We start from the raw sequence: 9,931 nt of genomic DNA, 5'->3' as shown, positions 1-9,931 counted from the left end.
CGCCGATCTGGACAGCCGCATGGCTGCCCCTCGCGTAGCGAGGGGTGAGGGCCATGGATGGCCCGAATCCATCCCACTCTCTCCGCCATCTTCGATGGCTGCGTTCGTGGGATTGCCGGCCGGTGGGCACAGCCCACGGGCGTTCGCGGTGGACGATATGCTTGAGCCTGTGAGGTTTGCGGTCGTCGTACCCGGGAGGAAGTGCCGGCGCATTCCAGCTCGTTCAGATGGGCTCCCGGGGTGGAAGACTCGAAGCTGGACCACGATTTGCTCCGCGAATCGGCGTTTGTCCGGCGGGCAGCACGTGGACAGTTTGCTTTGAGCCTGGGCGTTTGAACTACCAGCATTTTCATGTGATCACCGGCGCCTCCGGTGCCGGCAAGTCGACCCTGCTGGCGGCCTTGTCGGCGCTGGGCCATTCGACTGTCCCTGAAGTCGCGCTCGCCATCCTCCGCGAGCAGCGGGCGGGCAACGGCCGCCTCCTGCCCGGGGTCGATCGGGCAGGCTTCATGGAGGCGCTGCTGTTGCGGAGCATCGAGGCCCACCGGGCCGCCGCGGCGTTGCAGGGGCCGGTGTTCTTCGATCGCGGCGTTCCCGAGTGCGTGGCCTGGATGCGGTTGATGGGGTTGGAGGCGAAGCCCGAGCATCTTGAGGCCGCGGCGCGATGTCGCTACGCCGGCACCGTCTTCGTCGCCGAGCCCTGGCCGGAAATCTATGTCCGCGATGGTGAGCGCGAGGCAAGCTTCGAGCGGGCGGCGCGCTCCTTCGCGCCGACCGTGGCCGCCTACGTCGAAGCCGGGTACAGGATCTGCATCCTGCCCAAGGTGCCGGTGCGCGAGCGGGTGGCCTTCGTGCTTGCGCAACTGGGGGCCGATGCCTGCGGGTTTGATTCGCGCGAGCCTCGGGAAGCGTAGGCTGGCAGGGACGGAAGCGTCCGGAGCAGGAGGAAGACAACAATGTCGGTCGCAGGCACGATCAAGGCGTTCGTCGTATGGACCGCGATCCTGGCGCTGGCGATCGCCAATGGGGGGCTGCGCGAGGCGGTGCTCGTGCCGGCGCTCGGTCCCGTGGCGGGGCTGGTCGCCAGTGGTCTTCTGCTCTCGTGCCTGATCCTGCTGGTGGCCTATCTGACACTGCCCTGGATCGGAGCCCGCGCCAATGGGACGCTGCTACGCATCGGCCTGGGCTGGCTGGCGCTGACCCTGGCGTTCGAGTTCTCGTTCGGACTGCTGCGCGGCAAATCGCTGGCCGCGATCCTGGACGCATACACCTTCAGCGGTGGAAACCTGTGGCTCGTCGTGCTGGCGGTCACCGCGCTGGCGCCGTGGCTGGCGGCCAGGCTCAGGAGATGGCCTTGACCTCGTGCCCGTCGACCTCGGGGCGCACGTCGTGGCGCGGTCCGCGCGCGGGCGGTCGCTTGCCCATCCGCATCGTGCGTGATCGAATCCGCCGGACTCGAAGACAGAAGAGAGGGTTCCATGCAACAAGGCTCGCACTCCAGGCGTACCCGTTTGATGGGCATCGGCCTGGCGTTCTGGTTGGCCCTGGGTTGCGCGGGTGCATTGGCGGGCGAGGTGACCGAACAGGCGCTTCTGGGGACCTGGGAATGCGGCCCGACGACGATGCATGGGCCCGGATTCAAAGTGGAGGTGACCACCCGGATCACCAAGCGCGCGGACCACACCTACTCGGATACGAACACCAGTGTCGTGACCCCCGATGCCGGTGTCGTGATGACGAACCGCGATACCAGTCACGGGACCTGGCGTCTGGACGGAGACATCGTGACCTCCGAAGTGCTTGAGGTGCGGTTCCTTTCCTCGTCCAATCCGGACTTGAGCCGGGAAGAAGGACAGCGGATCCTGGATGAGCTGGTCAGCAAGAAGTCCGTCTACCGCTCCCGGATCCTGGCACTGGACGCGAACACTTCGCGCTCGATACCGGTGGGGTCGATGTACAAGGAAGCCGAAGTCGAGTCCACCTGCCGACGCCTCGCGGGCTGAATGCGCTGGCGCGAGTGCATCGGCTTCGAAGACGGACATGAAAAAATTTCTACGCAGGCTTGGTCTGATCGCCAGCGTTCTGGTCGCCGCGCCGGTGGTCGCCGTGCTCGTCTATGACGCGGTCGCGATCGTTCCGCATCTTGACCGCATCGAGGCCGTGCTGGCCGCGGCGGATCCCGAGGACGCAGCGCCACCGGGCCTGATTCGCAGGATGATCGATGCCGAGACCGGAGGACCGGAGGCGCAGGTCGCACGGATGCTCGCGCATCGGCTACGTCCGGGCGACAGGTCGGGCTGGAGGCACCTGCACGAGCTGATATGTTGAGCCGGCTGTTGCCGCTGCACCTGGATCGGTCGCGGATCTACGGCCTGTACTGCACGATGTCCTACAACGGTCGTGGCCAGGGCCTGAACGATTTCGCCCGGCGCGAGTTCGGAAAGCCCTTGAGCGCGCTCACTCCGATGCAGGCGGCGACGACCGTCGCGATCACCCGGGCGCCGTCGAGCTATCTCAGGGATCGAGGTCGGTTGGAGCAGCGTGCCAGATGGCTGCTGGAGAACACGGAAAACAGCGCTTCCGGACTGTGAAGTCATGAAAGCGAGAAGCGTCGCGTAGACGGCAGCCATGCCTGCGGGCGCCCGCAAGTCCATCGCCGCGAGATCCGGCCAGGGATACGCGGGTTTTCCGTGACGGCCGTTGACAAACGCGTCTATTGGCGTCCGTCGCTGGCCTCCGCCCGCGTTGGGGAGACAGGAATCAACCCAGGGAGGGCAGAACACCATCAGGTTTCCGCGTACACAGGGCGGATGAGTCGGCTGGCTCATCCTCGGAATCGTTGCCGTAGTGGGAGCCGCCGTCGCCATCGGCGTGGGCGTCGCCAATACGCCGTCGGGGTCGCCCAGACCAGCATCCGGAATCTGCTACACGAGCTGTGCCCTGGTGGTGGAAACCGGGTGCGGCGCGGGCAAGCATATCGGGGCCTGCTTCGGGTGGTGGGAGTGCCCCGCGGCGCTCTCCACGTCGGCCGGTGGCAGCTCGGCGGCACTGGACACCGGTGTCGGCGCGCACGTCTGCCTGCCGTAGCGACCGACAAATGGCCTTGCGGGGCCGGTTCGAACCCGTTGCCTGCGGGTGTCGCAGCGGGGGCGCTTAAGTGCGCCCCCCGATCCGCTTCAACACCGCCGCCACGATCGCCTCCGGGCAGTCTTCCTGCACCAGGTGTCCGGCGTCCGCGACCGCGATGCAGGGCGAGTCGGAGATCAGTCCGGCCAGGGTCTCGCCCATGCGGTAGGGCAGCCAGCCGTCCTGTTCGCCCCACAGCACCGTGACCGGGCAGTCGAGCCGGCGGTACCGGGACTGGATCTCATCGGTGAACGTCTGATCCATCTGCGCGATCTGGCGGTAGAACGCGGGCTGGCCGACCGGCCCCAGCCACGGCGCGCAGTGGACCTCCATCGCCTCGGCCGACAGCGGCTTGTGGGCCGCGGTCTGCATGTAGGCCTGCAGCAGGGCCCGGTGCATGTAGTCGGGCATCTGCGAGAACGCTGCCTCGTGCCGGCGCACGTGCCGCACGAACGGCGAGCCCCACGGGGCCAGGGCGACCGCGTCGAAGATTGTCAGCGAGGCGTAGCGCAGGCCGTCGAGGAAGTAGCCGCGCAGCGCGGTGGCGCCGCCGAAGTCGTGTGCGAGCACGTCGGGCCGATCCAGTTCCCACTGCTCGAACAGCGCCGCCAGCACCCGGTTCTGCGCGCCCAGCGACACGTCCTGGCCTTCGCGCATCTCCGACTGCCCGTAACCGGCCAGGTCGAAGTAGTAGACCGTCCTGCGATCGCTGATCTGCGGCACGATCCGCCGCCACACCTGCGAGGAGAACGGGGTGCCATGGATCGCCACCAGGGGCGGGCCGTCGCCGCTACGGCCCCATCGGATCGCGTTGCCGTCGATCAGCGACGTGTTCGGCAGTTCCAGCATGGGCGGCACTTCGTATTGTCATTTAGCTAATTGACGATACGATAGGCGCATGGAACGCTCGCTGCAAATCAAGGCCATGGCCAATCCGGGCCGGATGCGGATCCTGCGGCTGCTGGCCGAGCCGAAGAAGTACTTCGGCCACCAGTGGTCGGCGGACCCGGTCGAGTTCGGCGTCTGCATGACCCTGATCGCGGACGAGCTGGCGATCGCCCAGCCCACCGCCAGCCGTCATCTCGACATCCTCAGGCAGGCCGGCTTCATCCGTGTGCGGAAGCAGCACAAGTGGTCGTACTGCAAGCGCGACGAAGCCGCGATCGAGGACTATCTGGCGTGGCTGCACGGCGAGCTGTCGGTGCCGGTCCAGGCACGCGCCCGGACGCGTCGACAGCGATAGCGGCGGGTGCGGTTTCCCGCCGTTCGGCACGAGGTTCCGACCCTCAGTCGGCCCCGGTCGCGAACGCCGCCTTCAGCGCATCGACCACCGCGCGGACGCCGGCGGCGGTCTTCATGTCGGCGTGGATGGCCAGCCAGATCTCGCGCTGGAACGGTGGCGCGTCACCGTCGACGCGGACCAGGGCCGGATCGTCGTCGGCCATGAATCCCGGCAGCATCGCGACTCCGGCACCGGCCCGGGCCGCGGCCTGTTGCAGCTCTGCGTTGCTTGCGGTGAACGCGATTGCGCGTCCGGCCGCGATCGCGCGCAGCCGGCGTTGCTGCGGCGACTGCGCCATCGGTGCGTCGTAGCCGACGAAGCTCCAGTCGCGCTCGTCGCGATCACGCAGGTAGCCGGGACTCGCGTAGAGCCGGAACGGCATCGCGCCCAGCCGGACGATGATCAACTCGCCACTGCGCGGCCGGCTCAGGCGGACCGCGATGTCGGCCTCGCGCCGCTCCAGCGCCGCGCTGCGCGCCTCGCCTATCAGACGCAGCTCCAGTCGCCGATGCTTTTGCTGCAGGGCGACCAACGGGCCGATCAACCGCGCCGCGGCGAGGGCAGGGGGCGCGCTGATCGTGACCGTGCCGGTCAGTTCGCTGCGCGCTCCGGCGGCCGCGCGCTCGACCGCATCGGCATCCTCACGCATACGCCGAGCGATCGCGGCGATGCGCTCGCCGTCGCCGGTCAACAGCAGCCGGCGACCACGCCGATCGACCAGTCGGGTCTGCAGTTGCGTCTCCAGCGCCGCGATCCGCCGAGCCACCGTTGCGTGCTCGACCCCGAGCGCGCGGGCGGCGGCGGCCAGGCTGCCGTGCTCGGCGAAGGCGTACAGGTGACGCAGGTTTTCCCAGTCCATTTGGGAATTTTTTCACAATTGATGTGGAGGTTCAGGGAATTCCCAGCCGGAAGATCGCCCCCCATTCTTGGCTCCCCGTTCCCATGTGAGGTGATGCCGTGGATATTTCGATCCGGACCCGGGGCGCCGGCGGCCCCGAAGTGCTCGAGGTGGTGCCGCAGGAACCGCAGCCCCCCGGACGTGGCGAAATCCGTCTGCGCCAGCACGCGGTCGGAGTGAACTTCCTCGACATCTACCACCGCAGCGGACTCTATCCGTTGCCTGCGCCGGGGATCCCGGGCGTCGAGGCGGCCGGTGTCGTCGAGGCGCTCGGCCCGGGCGTGGAGCATCTGCAGGTCGGCGACCGCGTCGCCTATGCGGGGGCGCCCGGCGGCTACGCCTCGACCCGGCTGCTGCCGGCCTGGCGCGCGGTGCGGCTGCCGGAGGATATCGGTTTCGATATCGCCGCGGCCTCGATGCTGCGCGGGATGACCGCGTACATGCTGCTGACGCTCGGCTATCCGGTCGGGGCGGGTTCGACGGTGCTGGTGCATGCGGCCGCCGGCGGCCTGGGGACGGTGCTGACGCGCTGGTCCAGACATCTCGGGGCGACGGTGATCGGCACCGCCGGCAACGAGGCCAAGGCGGCGCTGGCCGTCGCCCATGGCGCCGACCACGTGATCGTCGGTCGCGATGCGGACGTGGTCGGGGAAGTGGCCCGGCTGACCGATGGCCGCGGCGTGGACTTCGCGATCGACGGCATCGGTGGCGACATGCTGCGCCGCTCACTGCGCTGCGTGCGTCCGTTCGGGGCACTGGCCAGCATCGGCTGGGTTGCCGGGCCGGTACCGCCTGTCGAGGTGCAGGAACTGGGCACGGTGTCGTTGGCCAAGCCCAGCGTGATGGCCTATTCGGCCGACCCGGTGTGCTATCCGGACGCCGCCAGCGCGGTGGTCGAGGCGATCCGCGCCGGCATCGTCGCCGGGATCGGCGGGCGCTATCGGCTTGCCGAGGCGGCCCGCGCCCACCGCGAGCTGGAGGCCGGCGCCACCACCGGCAGCCTCCTGCTGATGCCCTGAGGGCGCCTGCGCGCGCGGAACGATCAGACGGCCTCGAGGAAATCCAGGACCGTGTCGACGAAAGCGTCCTGCCGCTCGACGTTGAGCATGTGCACGCCGGGCATCAGGACCAGCCGGGCGCCCGGAACGGTGTCCGCGATCGCCTCGCTGTGGCTGGCAAGGGTGACGGTGTCGTCGCGGCCGCCGATGACCAGCGTCGGCGCTTCGATCAGCGCATTGCTGCGGCGCAGATCGGCATCGCGGACCACCGCGAAGCTGCCGGCCAGGCCTTCGGGCGAGGTCGCCAGGATCGTCTTGCGGAATCCTTCGATCAGTTCCGGCTGCGCATCGCGCATGTGCGGTGGAAACCAGTTGCCGATGAACATGTCGGCCATCGCCGTCATGTCGCGCTGATCCAGCACCTGGCGGATCAGCGCGTCCCATTGCGGCGCCGGGCCCAGATGGGCGGCGGTGTTCGACAGGATCAGCCGGTCGATGCGGTGCGGCGCGCGCAGCCCGAGCCACTGGCCGACGAAGCCGCCCAGCGACAGTCCGCAGAAGTGCGCGCGGTCGATGCCCAGCGCGTCGATCAGCTCGACCACGTCGCGACCGAGCCGGTCCAGCGAGTAGGGGCCCGACGGCGCATCCGAGCGGCCGTGCCCGCGCATGTCGTAGCGCAACAGCCGGAAGTGCTCGGACAGCGCCGCGACCTGGCCGTCCCACATGCGGTGGTCGGTGGCGATCGAGTTGGCCAGGATCAGAACCGGCCGCCGGGCGTCGCCGTCGAGGCGGGTGGCGATCCGGTAGCCGTCGCCGGTGGTGATGAAGTCGATGCGGTCGAGGGCGGTGCTGTCGCGGCCGGCGCTGTCGAGTGCGACGCGGTCGAGTGCGATGCCGTTGCGGTTGCTGTCCATGTCGGATGTCCGTGTGGGAGAGACACCAAATCTAGCGATCGCATGGAAACTGAAAATTACTATGATTGGATAATGAATGTAGACAAAAAGGACAGTGTGGCGCCGTTCAAGCTGCACGAGCTGCGCTGCTTCGAGGCGGTCGCCCGGCTGGGCAGCTTCCAGGCGGCGGCGACCGCGCTCCACCGCACCCACCCTTCGGTGTTCGCCGCGGTCGCCCGCCTTGAAGAAGCCACCGGTCTCGCGCTGTTCGATCGCAGCGGCTACCGGGTCGCGCTGACCGACGCCGGGCGGATGTTCAACGCCCGTGCGATGGCATCGCTGCGCGAGATCGACAACCTCGGCGACTATGCGCGGCAGCTGGCCCAGGGCGAGGAGGCGCAGTTGCGGATCGTGCTCGGCGACCTGTGTCCGCGCCCCCGGGTACTGGCGGCGTTGTCGGCCTTCTTCGGCGCGCGCCCGGGGACCCGCCTGCACCTGGATTACGAAGCGGTAAGCGGGCCGTTCGAGCGCCTGTACGACGGCAGTGCCGATCTGGTCTTCCATCGCGCCGACCCGTCCAGGAGCGGGCTGGAGCAGATCGCATTGCAGCGGATACGGCTGCTGCCGGTCGCGGCGCCGGGACTGCTGCCGTTCGATGCCGGCGACGCGCTCACGCCGGCGCGCCTGCAGCCGTTCACCCAGTGCGTGCTGAGCGACAGCGCCCGCCAGGCGAGGGCGGAGGATCACTTTCTGGTCGATGGCGCACCGCGTTGCCTGGTGCCGGATCACGCGATGAAGAAGGAACTGATCCTGCATCGCCTGGCCTGGGGCCACCTGCCCGATTTCATGATCGAGGACGAGCTGCGCAGCGGTGCGTTGATCGATCTGAGCAACCCGCATCTGCCGGGGCGCGAAGAAACGTTCGCGGCGTTGCGGCGCGGCGACAGACCGCACGGGCCGGTGGCGCAGGCGCTGTGGCGGTACCTGGCGGAGGCCTTGCGCGGCTAGCGCTGTGCCGCGGATCCCGCTACGGCGGGTCTGGCTGGAGCCGATCCAGGTGCGCCGCCACCGCCGCCATCGCGGTATCGGCCCGTTGCTGACCGACCAGGACCGCGGTGCCGAGGCCGTGCAGCAGGCCGAGCAGGGCGACGGACTCCAGCGCGATGTCCAGGTCGGCGCGGAACTGGCCCTTCGCGACGCCGTGCTCCAGTGTGGCGGCGATGTGCGCCTGCAGACGGTCCGGGCCGTCGACGAAGGCGCGCTCGGGGATTTCGGCATCGGTCATCGCCAGCACCGCGTACGCCATCCATAGCACGTGGAAGGCGCGGCGTTCGTCGTCGACCGGCAGGGCCTCGGCGAACAGGGCCAGCAGGACGTCGCGGGCCGGGCCATCGGCGTCGGCCGGGGTTCGCGCCGCCCAGCGCTGCATGCCGCGGGCCTCCAGCCGTTCCAACCCGGCCCGCATCAACGCCGCCTTGCTGCCGAAGTAGTACTGCACCAGCCGCAGCGAAACCCCGGCGGCCGCGGCCACGGTGCGCATGGAGACCGAGTGCAGGCCGTCGCGCACGGCGATCGCGGTCATCGCCTGCAGGATCTGCTCGCAGCGTCGTTCGTGGTCCTGGTGTGGCGGCATCGATGGGGCCTGGTTCGGTTCGGGACATGCGTTTGATACGACTGTATCATGAGCGCCTGGTCTTGCCTGAATGCGATCGCCCGAAGTGTCGAACACGCGCCTGCCGCCGCCAATTCCGTCCGAGTCGTGGGCGCTCGCCGTCATCACCGGCGCGGGCGCGTTCCTCGCGATGCTCGACTCGACCGCGACCCATCTGGCGCTGGAATCGATCCGTGTCGATCTGGGCGCGCGCCTGAGCGATGTGCAATGGGTCGCCACCGGTTACCTGATCGCACTGGCGGTCGCGTTGCCGATGACCGGCTGGCTGATCCGTCGTCTGGGCGAAGGCCGGGTATGGGCGCTGAGCCTGGCCGGATTCGTCGCCGCCTCGATGCTGTGCGCGCTGGCGCCGGATCCAACGCAACTGATCGCCGCGCGTTGCCTGCAGGGGCTGGCGGCGGGGCTGATGGTGCCGGCCGGACAGGCACTGCTGGCGGCGCGGTCGGATCGCCGGCAACTGGGGCGCTTGATGGGCAGCGTCGGCTTCGCCGTGGCGCTGGGACCGGCGTTCGGGCCGTGGCTGGGAGGGTGGCTGGTGGAGCTGTCGTGGCGCTGGATATTCTGGCTCAACCTTCCGGTCGGCGTCGTGGCGCTGGTGGCGGCGAAGCGCTGGGTGCCGCCGGGACGTGCGCAGGCGTGCGCGCCGCCGGACATGCAGGCGCTGCTGGCGATCGGCGCCGGGCTGCCACTGTTGCTGTACGGGGCCGCCGCGATGGCCGAGGACGGCGCCAGCCGCTACGCGCTGGTCGCGGGGGCGGTGCTGATCGTGTTGTTCGTCGGCCGCAGTCTGCGCGCATCGGCGCCGCTGATCGATCTGCGACTGCTGCGGCGTCCGCGCTTCGCCGCCGCACTGGCCACGGTCGCGTTGACCGGCGCGAGCCTGTATGGCGGCCTGTTGCTGCTGCCGTTGTATCTGCAGCGCGAGGCCGGGCTGGCACCGGTCCAGGCCGGCGCCCTGCTGTTGGCGATGGGCCTGGGCTCGGCCTGCGCGCTGCCCCTGGCCGGCACCCTGACCGACCGCCTCGGCGCGAGGCCGGTCTGCGTCGCCGGAGGCGGCCTGCT

13 protein-coding genes are annotated in these 9,931 nt (G+C 69.2%); 9 read left to right on the top strand and 4 right to left on the bottom strand.

Annotated features, from left to right (window positions below; translation table 11 throughout):
- Positions 1–332: 332 nt before the first annotated feature.
- From FKV24_RS17735 to FKV24_RS17715, 5 genes are all read left to right on the top strand, one after another.
- Entirely contained in the window at positions 333–914 is a 582-nt protein-coding gene (locus FKV24_RS17735; protein ID WP_141483337.1) for an AAA family ATPase, read from the top strand.
- A 42-nt stretch (positions 915–956) separates the two neighbouring features.
- Positions 957–1,358 carry a hypothetical protein gene (locus tag FKV24_RS17730; protein ID WP_141483336.1) on the top strand — a complete coding sequence of 134 codons (402 nt, stop codon included), beginning with the start codon at positions 957–959 and terminating at the stop codon, positions 1,356–1,358.
- Positions 1,359–1,514: 156 nt separating this feature from the next.
- Positions 1,515–2,003: a hypothetical protein gene (locus tag FKV24_RS17725; RefSeq protein WP_141483335.1), complete on the top strand. Its 489-nt coding sequence runs from the start codon at positions 1,515–1,517 to the stop codon at positions 2,001–2,003.
- A 37-nt stretch (positions 2,004–2,040) separates the two neighbouring features.
- On the top strand, positions 2,041–2,328 hold the full coding sequence (locus FKV24_RS17720) for a hypothetical protein (protein ID WP_141483334.1): 288 nt from the start codon (positions 2,041–2,043) through the stop codon (positions 2,326–2,328).
- Positions 2,325–2,591 carry a transglycosylase domain-containing protein gene (locus tag FKV24_RS17715; protein ID WP_170288365.1) on the top strand — a complete coding sequence of 89 codons (267 nt, stop codon included), beginning with the start codon at positions 2,325–2,327 and terminating at the stop codon, positions 2,589–2,591. Before FKV24_RS17720 ends, FKV24_RS17715 begins: the two co-directional genes overlap by 4 nt.
- 562 nt (positions 2,592–3,153) lie before the next feature.
- On the opposite strand, the gene FKV24_RS17710 is transcribed toward FKV24_RS17715, so the two are convergent.
- A complete protein-coding gene (locus FKV24_RS17710; protein ID WP_141483332.1) occupies positions 3,154–3,975 on the bottom strand; it encodes an alpha/beta fold hydrolase in 822 nt (273 codons plus the stop codon).
- 49 nt (positions 3,976–4,024) lie between these two features.
- Here FKV24_RS17710 and FKV24_RS17705 point away from each other — a divergent pair, with 49 nt between their 5' ends.
- On the top strand, positions 4,025–4,369 hold the full coding sequence (locus tag FKV24_RS17705) for an ArsR/SmtB family transcription factor (protein WP_141483331.1): 345 nt from the start codon (positions 4,025–4,027) through the stop codon (positions 4,367–4,369).
- 43 nt (positions 4,370–4,412) lie between these two features.
- Here the strand turns inward: FKV24_RS17705 and FKV24_RS17700 are convergent, their stop codons facing one another.
- A complete protein-coding gene (locus FKV24_RS17700; RefSeq protein ID WP_141483330.1) occupies positions 4,413–5,267 on the bottom strand; it encodes a LysR family transcriptional regulator in 855 nt (284 codons plus the stop codon).
- Between the two features lie 98 nt (positions 5,268–5,365).
- On the opposite strand from FKV24_RS17700, the gene FKV24_RS17695 reads away from it, so the two are divergent.
- Positions 5,366–6,325, top strand: coding sequence for a quinone oxidoreductase family protein (locus tag FKV24_RS17695; RefSeq protein ID WP_141483329.1), 960 nt, complete (start codon positions 5,366–5,368; stop codon positions 6,323–6,325).
- Between the two features lie 23 nt (positions 6,326–6,348).
- On the opposite strand, the gene FKV24_RS17690 is transcribed toward FKV24_RS17695, so the two are convergent.
- Entirely contained in the window at positions 6,349–7,218 is an 870-nt protein-coding gene (locus tag FKV24_RS17690; protein WP_141483328.1) for an alpha/beta fold hydrolase, read from the bottom strand.
- 72 nt (positions 7,219–7,290) lie between these two features.
- On the opposite strand from FKV24_RS17690, the gene FKV24_RS17685 reads away from it, so the two are divergent.
- A complete protein-coding gene (locus FKV24_RS17685) occupies positions 7,291–8,205 on the top strand; it encodes a LysR family transcriptional regulator (RefSeq protein WP_249041084.1) in 915 nt (304 codons plus the stop codon).
- A 19-nt stretch (positions 8,206–8,224) separates the two neighbouring features.
- Here FKV24_RS17685 and FKV24_RS17680 read toward each other — a convergent pair whose 3' ends face one another.
- Positions 8,225–8,830, bottom strand: coding sequence for a TetR/AcrR family transcriptional regulator (locus FKV24_RS17680; protein ID WP_141483327.1), 606 nt, complete (start codon positions 8,828–8,830; stop codon positions 8,225–8,227).
- 70 nt (positions 8,831–8,900) lie between these two features.
- On the opposite strand from FKV24_RS17680, the gene FKV24_RS17675 reads away from it, so the two are divergent.
- Positions 8,901–9,931: DHA2 family efflux MFS transporter permease subunit (locus FKV24_RS17675; RefSeq protein WP_141483326.1), on the top strand; the 1,031-nt coding region annotated here is incomplete at its 3' end.

This window comes from Marilutibacter maris (genome assembly GCF_006546735.2).
Lineage (GTDB): Bacteria > Pseudomonadota > Gammaproteobacteria > Xanthomonadales > Xanthomonadaceae > Marilutibacter > Marilutibacter maris.
The sequence above is the reverse complement of the archived record's forward strand: the minus strand, read 5'-3'. Positions and strand labels throughout refer to the sequence as shown.

Bases quoted from the DNA above. Each gene is read 5' to 3' on its own strand.
- FKV24_RS17700 (WP_141483330.1), bottom strand. From the start codon at position 5,267: ATGGACTGGGAAAACCTGCGTCACCTGTACGCCTTCGCCGAGCACGGC.
- FKV24_RS17730 (WP_141483336.1), top strand. From the start codon at position 957: ATGTCGGTCGCAGGCACGATCAAGGCGTTCGTCGTATGGACCGCGATC.
- FKV24_RS17720 (WP_141483334.1), top strand. From the start codon at position 2,041: ATGAAAAAATTTCTACGCAGGCTTGGTCTGATCGCCAGCGTTCTGGTC.
- FKV24_RS17705 (WP_141483331.1), top strand. From the start codon at position 4,025: ATGGAACGCTCGCTGCAAATCAAGGCCATGGCCAATCCGGGCCGGATG.
- FKV24_RS17685 (WP_249041084.1), top strand. From the start codon at position 7,291: ATGAATGTAGACAAAAAGGACAGTGTGGCGCCGTTCAAGCTGCACGAG.
- FKV24_RS17690 (WP_141483328.1), bottom strand. From the start codon at position 7,218: ATGGACAGCAACCGCAACGGCATCGCACTCGACCGCGTCGCACTCGAC.
- FKV24_RS17710 (WP_141483332.1), bottom strand. From the start codon at position 3,975: ATGCTGGAACTGCCGAACACGTCGCTGATCGACGGCAACGCGATCCGA.
- FKV24_RS17725 (WP_141483335.1), top strand. From the start codon at position 1,515: ATGGGCATCGGCCTGGCGTTCTGGTTGGCCCTGGGTTGCGCGGGTGCA.
- FKV24_RS17680 (WP_141483327.1), bottom strand. From the start codon at position 8,830: ATGCCGCCACACCAGGACCACGAACGACGCTGCGAGCAGATCCTGCAG.